The organism is Aminobacter anthyllidis (assembly GCF_018555685.1).
GTDB lineage: Bacteria > Pseudomonadota > Alphaproteobacteria > Rhizobiales > Rhizobiaceae > Aminobacter > Aminobacter anthyllidis.
This window is the reverse complement of the sequence record NZ_JAFLWW010000002.1, coordinates 312,421-331,684: the sequence shown is the minus strand read 5'-3', so window position 1 is coordinate 331,684 and position 19,264 is coordinate 312,421. Positions and strand designations below refer to the sequence as shown.

Genomic DNA, 19,264 nt, shown 5'->3' with positions numbered 1-19,264 from the left:
TGCTCAGGCGGCCTTGGCCAGCCGCTCGACCTTCTTCACCGGGATGCGCACCGACACGATCGTGCCGACGCCTTCGGTCGACCTGATCTTCAGCGCGCCGCCGTGCAGTTCGGCCAGCGAGCGCGAGATGGCGAGGCCGAGGCCCGAGCCCGCGTGGTTCTTGGAGAACTGGTTCTGCACCTGCTCGAACGGCCGGCCGAGCTTGCCCAGCGCATGTTTGGGAATGCCGCAGCCATTGTCTTCGATGCTGAGCGTGAGCGCGCCCGAGGCATTGCGCGCCCGCACCGAAATGCGCCCGCCTTCGCCGGTGAATTTCACCGCGTTGGACAGAAGGTTGATGACGATCTGCTTGACCGCGCGCCGGTCGGCGAACAGCGTCATGGAATCGGCGATCTGCGTCTCGACGGTGATCGACTTCTGCGCTGCCTGCAGCGAAACCACCCTGACGGTTTCGCGGATCAGTGGGCAGAGGTCGATCTCCTCGCGGTCCATGGAGAACTGGCCGGCCTCGATCTTCGACATGTCGAGGATGTCGTTGATGACACCCAGCAGGTACTTGCCGCTGGAGTTGATGTCGCGGGCATATTCCTCGTAGCGCGGCGAGCCCATCGGGCCGAACAGGCGCCCTTCCATCAGCTCCGAAAAGCCGATGACCGCGTTGAGCGGAGTGCGGAGCTCGTGCGACATGTTGGCGAGGAATTCCGACTTGGCGCGGTTGGCGGCCTCTGCGCGCTCGGTTTCCCGCATGTATTTACGGTTGAGTTCGACAAGCTCGTCCGAGCGTTCCTCTTCCGAGCGGCGGGCCAGGCTGAGGTCGTGGATCGTCGCCATCAGCCGGCGCTCGCTCTCCATCAGCTTGTCCTGGTGCTGCTTGATCTGGGTGATATCGGAACCGACCGACACCATGCCGCCATCGCGCGTGGTGAGTTCGTTGACCTGCAGCCAGCGTCCGTCGGCGAGCTGGCGTTCGTAGGTTGCGCCGGCACGCGGGCCGTTTGCGCTGGCAAGCCGACGCTCGGAAGCGAAGGCGACCATGCGCTCCTCGATGTCCTCGCGTGCGGTCCCCGGCAGCACGTCGCGGTCGTTCAGCCCGTTGTCGTGCTGGTACTTCGAATTGCACATCACCAGGCGCCCGTTGGCATCCCACAGCACGAAGGATTCGGTGATGTTTTCGATCGCCGCCCTGAGCCGCTGGTCGGCCGCCTCCGAGCGTAAGGCGAGGTGGCGCTGCTCGGTGATGTCGACGGCAATGCCGGTCATCTGGATTTCGGGAGCCTCCCGATCGACAACCTGGGCGCGGGCCCGCATCCAGACCCAGCGGCCGTCGGCATGGCGCATGCGGAACACGCGGTCGATATGATCGACCTCGCGCATGATCACCTGGTTGGCCAGGTCGAACAGGTCGCCGTCTTCGGGGTGGATGATGCGCGCGACCTCGCCAAACGACAGCATCGCCTCGCAGGCCTCGTAGCCGAGCAACTCGTACATCGAGCGCGACCAGTACATCTTGCCGCGCACCATGTCCCAGTCCCAGAGCCCGCATTTGCCGCGCACGAGCGCCAGGTCGATGCGTTCATGCGCCTGCAAGTAAATGCTGTCGGCGGCCTGGGCGCGCGCCGCCTGGCTGAAATAGGCGTAGAGGATGATGATCAGCATGCCGGCGGTCAGGACGAACAGCGCGACGTTGAGCGATACGGTCTTGCGCCATTCGGCGAACACGGCGTCCTGTGGCACCATGGCCGCGGCCGCGGCGCGCTTGTCGTCGGCGATGCTGACGGCTGCCAGCCAGTCCTGACCGCCGATGCGAACGTCCATCACACCGGCACGGTCGCCGAACATGAACAGCGGCTGCCCGCCCGAGACCAGGGCGTCGAGCGACTGGCCCTGCCAGCCTGTCGATTGCGGGCTGACTGCGACGATGCGGAAATTCTGGTCGGTCAGCGCGATGACGTGGCTGCGGCTGAGCGTGCCTTGCTGGCTGGTGCGTTCGAGCAGGTCCTGGCTCGCGGCGGCCAGCGGCCTCTCGGTGGTCGCGCCTACCATCAGCGAGTTGACCAGTTCGCTGGCGGAGAGCGCCAGGATCGCCTTGGCGTTGCGCTCGACGTCGTCGCGCATTGCCAGCAAGTTCAGCACGCGCGTGCCGGCCACGATGATCAGGAAGACGACGATCAGCGTGGGGATCGAACGGCGGAGCAGGGGTTCAGCCGCCAGCAGCCGACGATATGCGGGTTCGGCGATGAGACGTGCATTGCCTGAAAGGCCAGCGCTCCGCGCCTGCCTGCGACGGCCAAATGCAATCTCATCGGGCGCGCCCCACGCGTCCGCCTTGGCCATAAATGGCTCCCCAAATCCCGTTTCCTGGTAGGTCGATCCGGCATACGCCGAACATCCGAATCGTCACTAAAGAATCAAAGCTGATTCGCCTTGTCCAGTGGGGCGGGCGAAAAAGATTAAAGTTCGGCTAAAAAGCAGCTGAATCGGGTGTGGCGTTTTGCGCGGGCCAGACAGCGGCCTCCAGATTTTGAAAGCCGCCGCACTATCCCGGGAAAGCGGAATCTCAGCTCGGGCCGGCCTGACTGAAATTCCCCGCGCTCCGGATCAGGCCAGCGTGCGCTCGATGATGTCGCGCAGGTCGGCCGAAAGGCCCTCCTTGGCTTGCATCGACAGCAATGCATCGCGTGCCTTGGCCTGGCGCTTTGGTTCGAGGGACCGCCATGACCTGAGCGCGGTGGCCAGGCGCGCGGCAACCTGCGGGTTCCGCTTTTCCACCGTCAGCACCATCTCGGTGAACAAGGCATAACCGGCACCGTCGGCGCGGTGGAAGCCGGTCTGGTTGGCGCTCGCGAAGCCGCCGATCAGCGAACGCACCCTGTTGGGATTGGCGATCGAGAAGGCTGGATGCTCGGTCAGCGCGCGCACCGCATCGACAGTCGCCGCGCCTGGGGCTGTCGCCTGGATCATGAACCACTTGTCCATGACCAGCGGGTCGCCGCGGTAGCGCTTGTCGAATTCGGCCAGCGCGTCCTTGGCTTCCGCTGTGCCGGCATGGCGATGCGCAAGCACGGCAAGGGCTGCTGCACGGTCGGTCATGTTGGTCGCGGAGCCGAAATGGGCGGCCGCGCGCTTGTTACCGTCCGGAAGGATTGCCAGATAGTCCAGCAGCGTGTTGCGCAAGGCGCGGCGACCCGCACTGGCGGCATCGGGCGAGAAGGAGCCCGACATGCGCAAATCCTCGTAAAGCTGCGAAAAGACTCCGCTATTGCCATTGGCGATTTCCCGCGCCAGCGCCTCGCGCCCGGCAAAGACCGCGTCCGGGTCGATGTTCTTGCCGATCTCGCGGGCAATGTCGGCTTCGCCGGGCAGGGCGAGCGCCAGCGCCCGGAACGCATGCTCAAGCGAACCGTCGCCGGCAATGCGCCCGGCAAGTCCGGTCAGGTCGGCGCTGAATGCCGGCTGCTTGCCGCCGAGGATGCTCTTGAACGCCGCGATGGTCGCATCGGTCAGGAGCGTATTGAACGCCTGCCAGCGCGAGAATGCGTCGCCCTCATGCGAGGCGAGGAAAATCTGGTCTTCCGGCCGCTGCTCGATGCTGAGCGTGATCGGCGCCGAGAAACCACGGTTGAGCGACAAGACTGGCCGCTCGGTCACACCCTCGAAGGTCACGACATGCTTGCGCTTGCGGACGTGGATGACGCCATCCTCGACGGTCGCGCCTTCGACGCTTGAGAACGCCATGTCCTTGCCGTCGGCGCCGACAAGGCCGAAGGCGAGCGGAATGTGCATCAGGCGCTTGCGGCTTTCCGACGGTGTCGGCGGTACCGATTGCTCAAGCTCGATGGTGAATTTGGCCGTCGCGGTGTTGTGCGTGGTCGTCACGCTCAGATTGGGCGTGCCGGCCTGATGATACCAGAGCGCGAACTGCGACAGGTCGCGGTCCGAAACCTCCTCGAACACCTTGAGGAAATCCTCGATCGTGGCCGCATCGCCGTCATGGCGCTCGAAATAGAGATCCATGCCCCGGCGGAATGTCTCGGCGCCCAGTATGGTGCGGATCATCCGCACCACTTCCGAGCCCTTCTCGTAGACCGTCGGCGTGTAGAAATTGTTGATCTCGCGGTAGCGCCGGGGGCGGACGGGATGAGCCAGCGGCCCCTGGTCCTCGGGGAACTGGTGCGCGCGCAACGTGCGCACCTCGGCGATGCGCTTGACCGGCCGCGAACGCTGGTCGGCGGAGAATTCGTGATCGCGGAAAACCGTCAGCCCTTCCTTCAGGCAGAGCTGGAACCAGTCGCGGCAAGTGATTCTGTTGCCAGTCCAATTGTGGAAGTACTCATGCGCGATGATCGCCTCGATATTGGCGAAATCGGCATCGGTCGCGGTCTCCTCGTCGGCAAGCACGTACTTGTCGTTGAAGATGTTGAGGCCCTTGTTCTCCATCGCGCCCATGTTGAAATCGGAAACGGCGACGATGTTGAAGACGTCGAGGTCGTATTCGCAGCCGAACACCTCTTCGTCCCATTTCATCGAGCGGCGCAGCGAATCCATGGCGTAGCCGGCCTGGTTCTCCTTGCCGTGCTCGACATAGATGCCGAGCTCGACCGATTTGCCCGAGGCGGTGACGAAACGGTCCTTGATGCAGCCGAGGTCGCCGGCGACGAGCGCAAACAGATAGGACGGCTTGGGGAAGGGGTCGTGCCAAACGGCGAAATGCCAGCCCTCTTCGAGGTCGCCGGCCTCGACTGGATTGCCGTTCGAGAGAAGCAAAGGCGCTTCCGAACGCAGTGCCTCGATGCGGACCGTGTAAACCGACAGGATGTCGGGCCGGTCGAGGAAATAGGTGATGCGGCGGAAGCCCTCCGCCTCGCATTGCGTGCAATAGACCTTGCTCGAGCGATAAAGTCCCATCAGCGCAGCGTTTGCCGATGGCGCGAGCTCGGTTTCGATCAGAAGCTTGAAGCGGCCGGACGCGGGTGGATTGTAGATGACCAGCCGGTCGGGCGTTGCGTCGAAGTCGGCCGCGTCGAGCGCTTCGCCATCGATCTCGATGCGGCGCAGTGTCAAGCCGTCGCCGTCGAGTTCGAGCTGCACCGGTTTTTCGACGCCGGGGCGCCGCTCGATCGTCAGCCGCGCCACCACCAATGTGCTCTCATCGCCAAGCCGGAAATCGAGTTCGGTCTCAGGGATCAGGTAGTCGCTGGGCCGGTAGTCTTCGAGACGAAACACCTGTCCAGTGTCAGTGCGCATGTGGTGGCCTTCCTGTCGACTGCAAACGCTTGGTGCGCGCTGGTAGAATAAATATGCGGCCGCTGCTCTTTACACGAAACGCCCCCTCGGCAAAACTGTTCGCGACCGCACATTCGCTGCGCTCCCCACCAATCCTCACGAGGCAGATATGACAATCGTCACGCCGAAATTCGGAATGGGCGCGTCCGTGTTGCGCGTCGAGGACGGTGCTTTCATCACCGGCATGGGCCGCTATACCGATGACATCGCACCGGCGTCCCAGCTCCACGGCTATGTCTTGCGCTCGCCTGTCGCCAAGGCCAGCTTCACCGTCGGCTCCCTTGATGACGCCCGCGCGGCACCTGGCGTGCGGCTGGTGCTGACCGGCGCTGATGTTGCCCATCTCGGCGCACTCAAATCGACAGTCATGCAAAAGCAGCCCGACGGCACCCGTGCGCCGACCCGCGATATCCCGATCCTATGCCGGGACCGGGTCCATTATGTCGGCGATGCGGTTGCATTCGTTGTCGCCGACAGCCGCGCGCTCGCCCAGGACGCCGCCGAACTGATCGAGGTCGACTATGACGGCGAGGACGCCGCCGCCAACACCGCGACCGCGCTTGACGACGAGGCGCCGCTGGTCTGGCCCGAACTCGGCACCAATCGCGCCTTCACCTACCATCTCGGCGACAAGGCCAGGACCGACAGCGCCTTTGCCAGGGCCGATCACGTCACCAGCGTCGAGTTCATCAACAACCGCCTGATCTGCAACTACATGGAGCCGCGCTCGGCGATCGGCGAATGGCGTGACGACGAAGACCGCTTCGTACTCACCACCGGCTCGCAAGGCGTTCATTCGATGCGCACCGTGCTGACCGGCCAGGTCTTCGGCATCGGCGCCGACAAGCTGCGTGTCGTCACCCCGGATGTCGGTGGCGGGTTCGGCACCAAGGCCTTTGTCTATCGCGAGCATGCGCTGGTGCTGGAAGCCGCCAAGCGGCTTGGCCGGCCGGTCAAATGGGCCAGCGACCGCACCGAGCATTTCCTTACCGATGCGCAAGGACGCGACAATGTCGTCAAGGCCGAGATGGCCATGGACAAGGACGGCCGCTTCCTCGGCCTGCGCGTCGAACTGCTCTCCAATCTCGGCGCCTATATCTCGCAATATGGTCCTGTTATCGCCCATATCGGCGCCAGCATGTCGACCGGCGTCTACGATATCCAGGCGCTCGACGTGACGATCCTGGGTGTCTACACCAACACCTGTCCTGTCGATGCCTACCGTGGGGCAGGGCGTCCGGAAGCAGCCCTCCTGGTCGAGAAGCTCGCCGATGCCTGCGCCCGCGATCTGGGCCTGTCGGTCGACGAAATCCGCCGCCGCAACTTCATCCGGCCCGAGCAGTTCCCGTACCGCACGCAGACCGGCAGGCTCTACGACGTCGGCGAGTTCCAGGCGCACATGGATCTGTCGATGGCGCGTGCCGGCTGGGCCAGCTTCGCTAATCGGCTTGCGGATGCGAAGGAACAGGGCAAGATTCGCGGCATCGGCATGGCAACCTACATCGAGGCCTGCGCCTTTGCCGGCTCCGAGCCGGCGCGGGTCGAGCTCAATGCCGACGGCACCGTTTCGGTGTTCATCGGCACCCAGTCCAACGGCCAGGGCCATGCCACTGCTTACGCCCAGTTCGTCTCGGAAAAACTCAATCTCGACGTCGAAAAGATCAGCGTTCACCAGGGCGATACCGACCAGCTTGCCAAGGGCGGCGGCACCGGCGGTTCGCGCTCCATTCCGCTCGGAGGCGTCTCTGCCTCCCGCGCCGGCGCGGCACTCGCCGACAAGCTGAAGAAGATCGCGGCCGACGAACTGGAGGCCGCTGCCGCCGATATCGAACTCGGCAATGGCGAGGCGCGCATCGTCGGCACCGACCGCGCCATGGCTTTCGCCGATCTCCATGCAGCGGCGAAAAATCCCGATGATCTCAAGGCGATGGGTGAATTTGTTCAGGACGAAGCGACCTATCCCAACGGCACCCATATCTGCGAAGTCGAGATCGATCCTGAGACCGGCACGACAGAGGTGATCGCCTACACCATCGTCGACGATTTCGGCGTCACGGTGAATCCAATCCTGCTCGCCGGCCAGGTTCATGGCGGCGTCGTCCAGGGCATCGGCCAGGCATTACAGGAGGCGGCGGTCTACAGCGAGGACGGCCAACTCCTGACGGCCAGCTTCATGGACTACGCCATGCCGCGCGCCGACAGCGTACCGTCCTTTCATTTCGAGACGCGCAACGTGCCTTCGACCACCAATGCCATGGGCATGAAGGGCGCGGGCGAGGCCGGCACCATCGGCGCCACGCCGGCGGCACTCAACGCGGTGACCGATGCGCTTTATCGCGCCTACGGCATCACCCACATTGAAATGCCCGCGACGCCGTTGCGCATCTGGGCAGCGATAGAGGCGGCACGGCAGCAGTGAAGCAAAACGTGGTTCAGGCGGCTTCGTCGCCGCTTACAGGTATCGCGCTCAAGGTCATATCAGTTGCGATCTTCGTCGGCATGTCGACCAGTATCAAGCTGGCCGGCCAGGTGCCAGCCGGCCAGATCGTGTTCTACCGGTCCTTCTTTGCCATCTTTCCGATCCTCGTCTTCCTTGCTTTCCGCGGCGAGTTGCGCACGGCGGTCGTTACCACGCGACCGTTCGGGCACATCATGCGCGGGCTTGCCGGGGTGACGGCCATGGGCTTCGGCTTCTTCGCGCTGACGCAGCTGCCGCTGCCGGAGGCGATCACGCTGAACTATGCCCAGCCGCTGCTTGTCGTAGTCTTCAGCGCCATCTTCCTCGGCGAGAATGTCCGCTCCTACAGGTGGACGGCGGTTGCCGTAGGTCTCCTGGGCGTGCTCATCGTTTCGTGGCCAAACCTCACTTTGTTCACTTCGGGCGCGGGCATGAGCGACAAGGCGGCGATGGGCGTGGTGGCGGCCCTTGCCGGTGCCGCACTTTCGGCCGTCGCCATGCTCCTGGTGCGCAAACTCGTCCATACGGAACGCACCGCGACGATCGTGCTGTGGTTCTCGCTGACCGCCAGCGTCATGTCCTTGCTGAGCATCCCGTTCGGCTGGCAGTCGCTGACCTGGGAGCAAACGGCGCTGCTCGTCACCGGCGGCTTCTGCGGCGGCATTGCCCAGCTGTTCATGACCGAGGCCTATCGCCACGCCGAGGCCTCGACCGTCGCGCCCTTCGAATATACCTCCTTGCTTCTCGGCATCGCCGTCGGCTATCTCGTCTTCGGTGATCTGCCGACGATCCATACGCTCGTTGGTGGCGCCATTGTCATCGGCGCCGGCATCTTCATCATCTGGCGCGAACAGCGCCTTGGCCTGGAAATCCAGGCCGCCAAGAAGGCCTCGTCGCCGCAATAGGCGGTGATGTCTGTAAATCTGGAGCCTGCCCGCTCCTCGGAATGATCTGAGGCGACCGGTTTTCGGTCGAAGGGCGACGCATGGCTGACAATGAATTTTCCGACCCGATCGATGTCGTGATGCCGTGGGTTGACGGCAACGACCCTGCCCATCGCGCCAGTCTGCTGCGCCACTGGCCGAAGCTGCCCTGGAACAGGCCCGCGCCTTACCGCTTTCGCGAGAACGGCGAGCTGCGTTATGCGCTGCGGTCGATCCACCTCCACCTGCCATGGGTCAGGACCATCCATCTCGTCACCAACGGCCAGGTGCCGTCATGGCTCGATCTCGACCACCCGGGGATCCGTCTCGTCACACACGCGGATTTCTTCGCCGATCCGTCCAGCCTGCCGGTTTTCAGTTCCAGCGCCATCGAAGCCAACCTCCACCGCATAGGCATGGCAGGTGTTGCCGACCGCTTCCTGCTTTTCAACGACGATTTCTTCGTCGGCCAGCTGATACCGCGCGAAGAATTCATATCGCCCGATGGCAGGCCCCGGCTTCACGTCATGTCGGCAAGGCTGCCCCGGTTTCGGCTGCAAGCCGACCGCTACAGGCATACGCTGGCCTTCAACAATCTGCTGCTTTGCCTGGCGTTCCGCCGTAGGCGATGGTCCTACCCGCCGCATATCCCGCTGTTGCTGGAGCTGGACAAGCTGGCCTGGCTGAACGCCCGGTTCGGTTTCTGGCTGCGCCGCACCTCGCGGCATCGTTTTCGCCAGCGAACGGATGCGCTGGCACGGGTGCTTTACCTCAATGCCGTTCCCGAGCGCGACCGCGGCCTACCTGAAGGCGCTCTTCAGGTGAAACTGGCCGGCGAGCATGTCATCGCCGTCAGGGACGACGACGCATTCAGCCGGTCGCTGGCAAGCCTGGTCGGGCAGCCGCCTGCTTTCTTCTGCCTCAACGACGAGATCGACGATGAGGCGCGCGCCGCGGTCAGGGCCTTGGAGATGCAGGCGGCCCTTGCGGCGATCTTTCCAGACCCGTCGCCTTTCGAAAAGGATCGTCGCAGCATCCCGCGGCCTCCGGGTCTATTGAACGGCTAGGCACCTGAGCCGTGCTGCCGTCTCTTCATCGGCGGGGAAGAGATCGTGCTGATGAACGACAGCACCGCATCGCCGACGCGCAGCCGCAGCGGATGCGCGATCGCCAGCGGGTCGGCCTGCATCGGGCGTCCGGCGCGCGGCCCGTCGGGATAGCTCAGCAACTCCTGCTCCAATGTCTTGAGGAATGGGTCGCCGGCGGTGTCGTTCTGGTGCTTCAGCCGCTCGATCAGATGCGAGCGCCATTCGTGCAGATTGACGATGCGCGGCGCCACGCCCTTCGGGTGCAGGCTGAGCCTGAGCACATTGACCGGTGGCTCCAGCAGCGAGGCATCCACACCGGCAAGCATGGGCCCGAGCGCCGCATTGCCCTCGATCAGGTTCCAGTGCCGGTCGACGGCGATCGCGGGGTAGGGCTCGTGCCCCTTGAGCACCATGCGCACGGCGTCCATGGCTGGTGCGAGCGAAGGGTGATCGAGCGGCTTTTCGCTGAAGCTCGGTGCATATCCGGCGGCCAGCAGAAGCTGGTTGCGCTGGCGCAGCGGAATCTCGAGCTGTTCGGCGAGATGAAGCACCATGTCGCGCGAGGGCGCCGAGCGCCCGCTCTCCATGAAGCTCAGGTGCCGCTGCGAGATTTCGGCTTCCATGGCGAGGTCGAGCTGGCTCATGCGCCGCCTGGTGCGCCATTCGCGGATGAGTTCGCCTACGGTGTTTTGTGTCGTTGTCATGCCGTTAGACTAGCAGGCAAAATTCTGATTGCTATTACCTCAAGCGTAATCGCTTTGGCCCTGGGCTGGTGAGATGTTCGATTTCAGGAAGGCGTTCGCAGACAGCCTCCAGCAACCGAACCAGGAGCTTCAGTCATGTCCATTGCCGTCACGCCCTTCCTCCGCAATGTCCTTCACGCCGATGCGCTCATCAGCGGTGCTGCCGGCCTGCTGATGATGCTTGGCGCGCCTCTGCTTTCGCCGCTCCTCGAATTGCCTGCCGAACTGCTGTTCTGGGCTGGTCTGGCGCTGGTGCCCTTCGTCGCCATGCTGGTCGTCATCGCCCGGCGGCCTACCGTGTCGAAGCTTGTGATGGTCGACATCATCGCCATCAACGCTTTGTGGGTAATCGGCAGCTTCGCCTTGCTCTTTTCGGGTACCATCCAGCCGAACCTGCTCGGCATCGCCTTCGTCGCGGCTCAGGCGCTGACGGTGGCGGTGTTCGCGGAGTTGCAGTTCGTCGGTATCCGCCGCGCTGCGCCGGCTGCGGCCTGAGGACCGCCGCCTTCAGTGGCTGCCCAGTTCCCGCAGCTTCGCCTTGACCTCCAGGAAATCCCGCCACGCAAGTTTCTTGTGGGCGGGATTTCTCAACAGATAAGCCGGGTGCAGCGTCGGCATGACAGGGATGACCGTGCCGTCCGCCGTGACATGGCTCTTCCAGCTGCCGCGTAGCCTGAGAATTCCCTCCTGCGAACCGACGAGCAGCTTGGCCGACGGGCCGCCGAGCGTTACCAGCACCTTGGGCTTGGCAAGCGCGATCTGGCGCTCGACGAACGGCCGGCAGATTTCCGTTTCATGCGGTGTCGGCGTGCGGTTGCCAGGTGGGCGCCACGGAATGACATTGGCAATGTAGGCCGACTTCCGGTCGAGCCCGATGGCCGCAAGGATGAGGTCGAGCAACTGTCCCGAGCGGCCGACAAACGGCAGACCCTCCAGGTCCTCGTCACGGCCGGGCGCTTCGCCCACCAGCATCAGGTCGGCTTCGGGATTACCGTCGGCAAACACCATGCTCTTGGCCGTGGCCTTGAGGTTGCAGCCGTCGAAATCCGCCATGATCTGCTTGAGTTCGTCGAGCGACGCGGCCTTGGAAGCAAGCTCGCGCGCTGCCGCTGCCTGCGCCTCGTCGGGCACGGCGGCAATGGCCGCGGGACGTGGAGGCGGTGGAGCAGGTCTGTCCGCACCGAGACGCGGTGCCTCGCGCTCTCCAGCCTGTACCGGCTGCTGCGCTGGTGCTGCCTGGCGTTGGGCGCTTTCGGCAAACCGGTCGATCGGATCGTCGACAAGCGCATCGTCGACGCCCGCCGCAGCATAGAAGGCGAGCAGATCGCGCAGATCCGGACGTTCGTTTCCCGAAATTGAGGCCATGCCCCAGTTTCGGCGTTACGCCGGCGATTTGCAAGTTCAGGAGGAGGGAATGCGCGGGTCCTGCACCAGATAAAAGCGCCAGCGGGGCGTGTAGTCGGTGACCAGGAAGCTGAAGCCGGCGACGGCAAGCGGGTCGACCTTGCCATCTATGAAGCGCAGCCGGTCATAGGGCTCGAAGTCGCGACTGTACTGCTCGAAGCTGTCGGAGGAGATGTTGACGTTGTCGGTGCGGCGCTGGTCGAAGGACAGCCCATCGCCGAATACGCTGGCCTGGCCCTCTTGCTCCTGCAGTTCGAATTCGAACTCGACCCAGGCCTGGCCGCTGTTGTTCAGCGCCTCGATGCGCATGAACATGACGCCGTTGGCATAAAATCCCGAGCTGTCGAAGGGGCGGATCGGCCGGATCGTGCGAATGGTCAGCGTCACCGGCGTCGCCGATTCCAGCTCTTCCTTGACCACGAACGGGTCTTCCCTCGTGCCTGTTCCCGAAACGCTTATGATCTTGAAGCCGCCGAGTTCGTCGGAAAACGAGTACGCCCCGGCATTCCAGACCTTTTGATCGGGCCCGGTCTCCTGCGAGCGACCTTCGCTGACAAGACATGTCGCAATAAGAAGGGCAGCCCCAGCCAGGATGTGGCGTTTGGGGTGAAAGCGCTCCAGTCCGGTCCTGCAGGGCACGTGTTGGCGCATATAGAATCAATGGACGAAAAGGCTGTTGAACAACACCTGTTTTGTGACAGTACGGGCCGTAACGCACAGCCGAAAGGTGAAATCTTTTGACCTTTACGTTAACGTAAGATAATTCATCGTCTGGAGAAGCATCATTAGACCAAACAGCCGATGTGCGGATTGGTCGGTTTGACGTTTGCCAACGATGCGCTATGCAGCGCCTAGCTACAGATTGCCCTTGGGACAGGGCCAGCCAACGCGGAGGGATTGATGAGCGATATCGAACGCGAGAGCATGGAATTCGACGTTGTCATCGTCGGCGCCGGCCCGGCGGGCCTGGCAGCGGCGATCCGGCTCAAGCAGGTCAATCCTGAACTCTCGGTCGTCGTGCTCGAAAAGGGCGGCGAGGTCGGCGCCCACATCCTTTCGGGCGCGGTCGTCGATCCGATCGGCATCGACCGCCTGCTGCCTGACTGGCGCGATGATGCCGAGCATCCGTTCAAGACCCCCGTCACCGACGATCACTTCCTGATCCTCGGCCCGGCGGGCTCCGTCAAGCTGCCCAATTTCGCCATGCCGCCGCTGATGAGCAACCACGGCAACTACATCGTCTCGCTCGGCAATGTCTGCCGCTGGCTGGCTGGCAAGGCCGAAGCGCTCGGCGTCGAGATCTATCCCGGCTTTGCCGCCTCGGGCCTGCTCTACAATGACCAGGGTGCCGTCGCCGGCGTGGTCACCGGCGACATGGGCGTCGAGCGCGACGGCAGCCACGGCGCAGGCTTTGCGCCCGGCATGGCGCTGATGGGCAAATATGTGCTGATCGGCGAGGGCGCGCGCGGTTCGCTCGCCAAGCAGCTGATCGCCAAATACGATCTCGGCGCCGGCAAGGAGCCGCAGAAATTCGGCATCGGCCTCAAGGAACTGTGGCAGGTCGCCCCCGAGCATCACAAGCCGGGCCTGGTCCAGCATTCGTTCGGCTGGCCGCTCGATTTCAAGACCGGCGGCGGTTCGTTCCTCTACCACCTCGAAGACAACATGGTGGCCGTCGGCTTCGTCGTCCACCTCAACTACAAGAACCCCTATCTCGCGCCGTTCGAGGAGTTCCAGCGCTTCAAGACGCATCCGGCGATCCGCCACACCTTCGACGGTGCCAAGCGCCTGTCTTACGGCGCGCGTGCGATCACCGAGGGCGGTTACCAGTCGGTGCCGAAGCTCAGCTTCCCCGGTGGCGTTTTGATGGGCTGCTCGGCCGGCCTGGTCAACGTGCCGCGCATCAAGGGTTCGCACAACGCCGTGCTGTCGGGCATGCTCGCCGCCGAGCACGTGGCCGAAGCCATCGCTGCCGGCCGCGCCAATGACGAACTCGCCTCCTACGAAGCCGCCTGGCGCTCGACTGATATCGGCAAGGACCTCAAGAAGGTCCGCAACGTCAAGCCGCTGTGGTCGCGCTTCGGCACCATTCTGGGCGTCGGCCTCGGCGGGCTCGACATGTGGCTCAATACGCTGTTTGGCGTCTCGCCTTTCGGCACGCTCAAGCACGGCAAGACCGACGCGCAGTCGCTCGAGCCTGCATCGAAGCACAAGAGGATCGACTATCCCAAGCCCGACGGCGTCTTGACCTTCGATCGCCTGTCGTCGGTGTTCCTGTCCAACACCAACCACGAGGAGGACCAGCCGGTCCACCTCCAGGTCAAGGACATGGACCTGCAGAAGCGTTCGGAATACGAAATCTTCGCCGGCCCCTCGAGCCGCTACTGCCCGGCCGGCGTCTATGAGTGGGTCGACGCCGACGGCAATTCGATCGCCAACGATCCTGGCCACGCCGACGCGAAGTTCGTGATCAACGCGCAGAACTGCGTCCACTGCAAGACCTGCGACATCAAGGATCCCAACCAGAACATCAACTGGGTGCCGCCGCAGGGTGGCGAAGGTCCGGTCTATCCCAATATGTGATCGGGCCGATTGGCCCCTACGCCAACAATCGATACGGCCCGAAATCTCCCGATTTTCGGGCCGTTTCTTTAGCTGCGCGGTGCGGAGGCGCTTTCGGTCGACACCGTTTCGGTCGCGCTGTCTTCAGGATGCGTTGCTGAATCCCGGAATGAGAACTCGACCAGTAGCGGCCGATGGTCCGAGCCGGCGTCCTCGCCCATCGTCACCGAGTGTACCAGGACGTCGCCCTTGGCCATGACGTGGTCGATGGTGAGCCCCGCGAAGCGCATGAAGTCGGGCAGCATGAAGGTCAGCCAGGTGCGGCCGGCGGCCGGCATCGGTGTCAGCCCGCCGATGCTGGCGACGCGGGCCACGGCCGCGCTCCACGGTGTGGCGTTGAAGTCGCCGCCGAGAATGGCGTTCTGGCCAAGGGCCGCGAGATTGCCGCTCAGCTCGCCAATCTGCCGCGATTGCTCGAACGGCCAGGGCCAGCCCAGATGGATGGAAACGATGTCGCTTGCGCGGCCGCCGAAGTCGACCTTGGCGACGGCAAGCGCGCCTTCGCCGAAGCATTGCGGCTCGCTGCCTTCGGCAAATGGCCGCCGCGACAGGATCGCCACGCCGAATATGCCGTTCGGATAGGGGCACATCATGCGGTAGGGGTAGCGCGCGAACAGCGGTTTGAGCTTGCCTTCCCACATCGCCGACACCTCCTGGAAGGTGATGACGTCGGGCTGCCAGCGCCCGACCAGCGACAGCACCTTCTCAGGCTCGGTATTCTTGAAGCGCAGGTTCATCTGCAGCATCTTGTAGACCGGCCGGCCTTCGGCGCGCGGCTGGAACGCGGCATGCACCGGGCCGAGCCCGGGCAAGGGCAGCGAACTGGAGGTGGTGGACAGAGCCGCCGCACCAAATGCCAGCGCGGCAGCGGCCTGCCAGCGCAGTGACGTCAGCAGCAGCGGCAACGCCGCCAGCATCATCAGCACCGCCAGATGCACCCTGAAATGCGCTAACGAGTCGAGCGCGGGATGCCAGGCGCCGAAGAACCCGGCAACCAGCGGCACCGACAAAAGCATCATCGCCAGGAAGCAGGCGATCCTGCCAAATCTGTAAAACGTCGTCATTCGAGCTTCATGTAGCAACAAATGCGGCCCATTGATGATCGATTATGGGCCGCTTGCGCCTTGCTGGAAAGCTCTGTTGGCGCAGCCGTGCAACATGGCTTCGTCCCTGACCGGCGGTTGAAATGCCGGGCGACTCGTGAGACCGATGGCTCGGAACCGGCATGCTGCGCGCTCGTGATGCGCAGCCGCATTGGCCTCGCGGAGAACTAAATGAAATCAATCGCCCATCGCTGGCTGCGGGCATGTGCGGCGCTGATCGCCATGACCCCGGTTGCCGCGCACGCCGACGGACAGGTCGTCGAGCAGGTCAAGACCTACGCTGTTTCCGGAACCTCGGCCCCCGAGCTCTACGCGTCGATCGGCGAACGCGGTCCAAAGGCCGGGATCGGCCGCGCCATCGCGCTCACGAACTTCAAGCTCACCTGGCAGCGTAATTACGTGCCGCAGGGCGATGCCTGCACACTGGTCTCGGCCAAGCCCAAGCTCATCATCACCTACACCTTGCCCAAGCCGGCCGCACGCTTGCCGGACGGACTCAAGCAGCGCTGGGATGTCTTTTACGAGGGCGTCCGCCGCCACGAGCTGGTGCATGGCCAGATGATCAAGGACATGGTCGCAACCATCGAGCGAACCACGATCGGCCTCTCGGTTGCAGGCGATCCGAACTGCAAGAAGATCAGGCAGGAGATGATCAAGCCGCTTTCGGAAGCGTCCCTGGCGCAACGTCAGCAAAGCAGCGACTTCGACCGCGTCGAGCTCAACGACGGCGGCAACGTCCATCGGCTGATCCTGGCCTTCGTCAACGGGCAATAGCTGGCGCCCGCAAGCGCTGGGGTCCAACCTGACGCAAGGGGATTTTAACCACAGGTTGTGGTTGTGCTGGAAGTTAACCTCGCTTTTGCGGCCAAATGGCACCGTTGCCATGACGCGAGGTGCAACCATGACCGGCAGGTACACCAACAACATCCAGGCAGCGATCCTTTATGAGGGCGGCGACGAGATCCATCCGTCGATGCATCTCAATGCGTTTCGCATGGCGATGCTCAACAATCAGCTGCCACTCAACGTCGTCCAGGAGGACCGCAACTTCGTCCTGATGGCGGGCCCCGGCGAATTCCGGATCCTGGTTACCTATTTTGCGCGCCCGGCCGATGTGGCGGTGTTCGCTCCGACCCTTGGATCCGCCGTGACGACGCTTTTGATGCCGGACGCCAGGGAGCGCGTGCGCCGGCACACCGCCCATGTCCTTGTCGAGGTTCACCATGGGGTCATGGGAGGCGTAACCGACAAGCCCGAGATTGCAGGGTTCTTCAACCAGATCGGCATGCAACGCCCCGGTGCGACGCTTCGCGAATTCAACATGCGGGTCGAAATCCTAGGTGAGGTCTGCCGCCATCTGCTCAAGGTGCAACCCGCCAGCGTCATCCACTGGACCCAGAGCAATATGCTCATCGCCGGCGAGCAGTTCACGGCGTTCTTGAACCAGCCGCAGCCAAGCATGCTGACCGTTCATCCCAAGCTTTTCGCCGGCGAGCCGGTGCCGGGTTTCAGCGAGACGCCGGCCGGCGTGCTGACCCTGGGCGGTGCCGACTACATCGGCCGCGAAATCTATGTCGCTCCCGCGCCCATTCCGTGGGTCGATCTCTACGAGGCAGCGCTGGCTTTCATGCGTGTTGCGCTTGTGCCCAACGGCTACATCGTCCCCGACGATGAGACGTTCGGGCCCGAAAACGGCGACTATTCCTATCGCGTCAGGCATCTGGCCGCCGAGCAGCATCCAATCGGGATGCGCGAGCCCAGCTACGCGCTGAACCTGCGCTTCTCCCGGCAGCACAGCTACACCACGATGGAACACGAGACCCGCACCCTTGTTCCTGGCGGTATGCGAAGCGTCGCCGCCTCGGTCGAACCAGACAGGGACAAGCGGCGCGAACTGATCGCCGATTGGGAGCAGAAGGAGCGTACGGCAAAGGCCGTGGGCAACAGCCTTCAACTCTACCGCAAGGGCGAGGGCGGGCCGGACGATCCTTCGCCGGGATCGCCGCCGCGCTTTGGCGGCGGCTTTGTCAGGCGCACCGTCGTTTTCGGCCGCAAGCACTAGCCTGAGGCCGGCCGGTTCGTCCGCAGCTTACTGGAACGCGGTCTCGGCGAAGCTGCGCAGCTTGCGCGAATGCAGCCGTTCATTGGGCATTTCGGCCAGCTTCTCCATGGCGCGGATGCCGATGGTCAGATGCTGCGCCACCTGCCGCTTGTAGAACTCGGTCGCCATTCCGGGCAGCTTGAGTTCGCCATGTAGCGGCTTGTCGGAAACGCACAGCAGCGTGCCGTAGGGCACGCGGAAGCGGAAGCCGTTGGCGGCGATCGTCGCCGATTCCATGTCGAGTGCGATGGCGCGTGACTGCGACAGCCGCTGCACCGGGCCGCGCTGGTCGCGCAGTTCCCAGTTGCGGTTGTCGATGGTCGCAACGGTGCCTGTCCGCATGATGCGCTTGAGGTCGTAGCCGGACAGCCCCGTCACCTCGGCGACCGCCTCCTGGAGTGCCACCTGGACCTCGGCCAGCGGCGGGATCGGGATCCACACCGGCAAGTCGTCGTCGAGCACGTGGTCCTCGCGGACATAGGCATGTGCCAGCACATAGTCGCCCAGCGCCTGGGTGTTGCGTAGGCCGGCGCAGTGGCCAAGCATCAGCCAGGCATGCGGCCTGAGCACGGCGACGTGGTCGGTGATGGTCTTGGCGTTGGAAGGGCCGACACCTATGTTGATCATGGTGATGCCGGCATGGCCAGGTTTCTTCAGGTGGTAGGCCGGCATCTGTGGCAGCCGCGCCGCGGCTGTGCCTTCGGAAGGTGCCGTGTCGCCTGCCTTGGTCACCAAGCCGCCCGGCTCGACGAATTCCGTATAGCCGCCGCCACCCTTGGCCATCAGGTCGCGGGCCAGCACGACGAACTCGTCGATGTAGAACTGGTAGTTGGTGAACAGCACGAAGTTCTGGAAGTGTTGCGGCGTCGTCGCCGTGTAATGCGACAGCCGGTGCAGCGAATAGTCGATACGCTGGGCGGTGAATGGCGCCAGCGGCCTGGACTCGCCCGGCATGATCTCAAACGTGCCGTTTGCGATATGGTCGTCGGTGCCGTCGAGATCGGGCACGTCGAACAGGTCGCGGATCGGCCGCTGAATGCGGTCGGCGGCAGCACCGTCGACATGGGTGCCCTCGAGGAAGGCGAAATGCAGCGGGATCGGCGTCGTCGATTCCGACACAGTCACCGGGCCGCCGTGATTGCGCATGATCAGGCGCAATTGTTCGGTGAGGTAGCTCTGGAACAGGTCCGGCCGGGTGATCGTCGTCGAGAAATGTCCCGGCGTCGGCATATGGCCGTAGGCCTGGCGGGAGTCGACCTGTGAATAGGACGTCGTGGTGACCCCGATTTCGGGATAGAAGGCGCGGAACCGCACATTGGTGTCGGCCCCGGCTGCGAGCGAAGCGAAGGCCTCGCGCAGGAAGGCAGTGTTGCGCTCGTAAAGCGCCTGCAAGGCAGCAACCGCCTCGGCAGCATCAGTAAAGCTCTGCCGTGGAAACGGCAGCGGTGAAGAGATCGATTCGATAGGTTGAGGATAGATTCGCTTTTCCATGACCTATTATAGAGATCAATCATGACGGCTGCGAGGGGGGCTCGCTGC

14 protein-coding genes are annotated in these 19,264 nt (G+C 63.8%); 7 read left to right on the top strand and 7 right to left on the bottom strand.

What is annotated here, in order from left to right:
- Positions 1–3: 3 nt before the first annotated feature.
- On the bottom strand, positions 4–2,334 hold the full coding sequence (locus J1C56_RS06760) for a PAS domain-containing sensor histidine kinase (RefSeq protein WP_214387257.1): 2,331 nt from the start codon (positions 2,332–2,334) through the stop codon (positions 4–6).
- A 264-nt stretch (positions 2,335–2,598) separates the two neighbouring features.
- Positions 2,599–5,244, bottom strand: coding sequence for an aminopeptidase N (gene pepN, locus J1C56_RS06755; RefSeq protein ID WP_214387255.1), 2,646 nt, complete (start codon positions 5,242–5,244; stop codon positions 2,599–2,601).
- 148 nt (positions 5,245–5,392) lie between these two features.
- On the opposite strand from pepN, the gene J1C56_RS06750 reads away from it, so the two are divergent.
- The 3 genes from J1C56_RS06750 to J1C56_RS06740 all read left to right on the top strand — a co-directional run bounded on the left by J1C56_RS06750 (position 5,393) and on the right by J1C56_RS06740 (position 9,731).
- Complete coding sequence (locus J1C56_RS06750; protein WP_214387253.1) at positions 5,393–7,702, top strand: xanthine dehydrogenase family protein molybdopterin-binding subunit; 2,310 nt, start codon at positions 5,393–5,395, stop codon at positions 7,700–7,702.
- A complete protein-coding gene (locus J1C56_RS06745; protein WP_338001410.1) occupies positions 7,699–8,646 on the top strand; it encodes a DMT family transporter in 948 nt (315 codons plus the stop codon). The genes J1C56_RS06750 and J1C56_RS06745 overlap by 4 nt, the downstream gene beginning before the upstream one ends.
- Positions 8,647–8,726: 80 nt before the next feature.
- A complete protein-coding gene (locus J1C56_RS06740) occupies positions 8,727–9,731 on the top strand; it encodes a Stealth CR1 domain-containing protein (protein WP_214387251.1) in 1,005 nt (334 codons plus the stop codon).
- Here the strand turns inward: J1C56_RS06740 and J1C56_RS06735 are convergent.
- A complete protein-coding gene (locus tag J1C56_RS06735) occupies positions 9,728–10,456 on the bottom strand; it encodes a helix-turn-helix domain-containing protein (RefSeq protein ID WP_214387249.1) in 729 nt (242 codons plus the stop codon). The two genes, J1C56_RS06740 and J1C56_RS06735, sit on opposite strands and share 4 nt — an antisense overlap.
- Before the next feature lie 135 nt (positions 10,457–10,591).
- Here J1C56_RS06735 and J1C56_RS06730 point away from each other — a divergent pair, with 135 nt between their 5' ends.
- The gene (locus J1C56_RS06730) at positions 10,592–10,990 is read left to right on the top strand and encodes a hypothetical protein (protein ID WP_214387247.1); all 399 of its coding nucleotides are present in this window, start codon (positions 10,592–10,594) and stop codon (positions 10,988–10,990) included.
- Positions 10,991–11,002: 12 nt separating this feature from the next.
- Here the strand turns inward: J1C56_RS06730 and J1C56_RS06725 are convergent, their stop codons facing one another.
- Together J1C56_RS06725 and J1C56_RS06720 are read right to left on the bottom strand one after the other, a co-directional pair.
- Complete coding sequence (locus J1C56_RS06725; protein ID WP_214387245.1) at positions 11,003–11,860, bottom strand: uracil-DNA glycosylase; 858 nt, start codon at positions 11,858–11,860, stop codon at positions 11,003–11,005.
- A gap of 36 nt (positions 11,861–11,896) precedes the next feature.
- A complete protein-coding gene (locus J1C56_RS06720; RefSeq protein ID WP_338001409.1) occupies positions 11,897–12,538 on the bottom strand; it encodes a hypothetical protein in 642 nt (213 codons plus the stop codon).
- Between the two features lie 261 nt (positions 12,539–12,799).
- Between J1C56_RS06720 and J1C56_RS06715 the strand changes: the two genes are divergently transcribed.
- Positions 12,800–14,482: an electron transfer flavoprotein-ubiquinone oxidoreductase gene (locus J1C56_RS06715; protein WP_214387244.1), complete on the top strand. Its 1,683-nt coding sequence runs from the start codon at positions 12,800–12,802 to the stop codon at positions 14,480–14,482.
- A 68-nt stretch (positions 14,483–14,550) separates the two neighbouring features.
- On the opposite strand, the gene J1C56_RS06710 is transcribed toward J1C56_RS06715, so the two are convergent.
- Entirely contained in the window at positions 14,551–15,585 is a 1,035-nt protein-coding gene (locus tag J1C56_RS06710; RefSeq protein ID WP_246591197.1) for an endonuclease/exonuclease/phosphatase family protein, read from the bottom strand.
- Between the two features lie 210 nt (positions 15,586–15,795).
- Here J1C56_RS06710 and J1C56_RS06705 point away from each other — a divergent pair, with 210 nt between their 5' ends.
- Positions 15,796–16,398, top strand: a complete 603-nt coding sequence (locus J1C56_RS06705; protein WP_214387242.1) for a DUF922 domain-containing Zn-dependent protease — start codon at positions 15,796–15,798, stop codon at positions 16,396–16,398.
- Between the two features lie 127 nt (positions 16,399–16,525).
- A complete protein-coding gene (locus tag J1C56_RS06700; RefSeq protein ID WP_214387240.1) occupies positions 16,526–17,686 on the top strand; it encodes a hypothetical protein in 1,161 nt (386 codons plus the stop codon).
- A gap of 27 nt (positions 17,687–17,713) precedes the next feature.
- On the opposite strand, the gene J1C56_RS06695 is transcribed toward J1C56_RS06700, so the two are convergent.
- Positions 17,714–19,216, bottom strand: coding sequence for an AMP nucleosidase (locus tag J1C56_RS06695; protein WP_214387238.1), 1,503 nt, complete (start codon positions 19,214–19,216; stop codon positions 17,714–17,716).
- Positions 19,217–19,264: the final 48 nt, after the last annotated feature.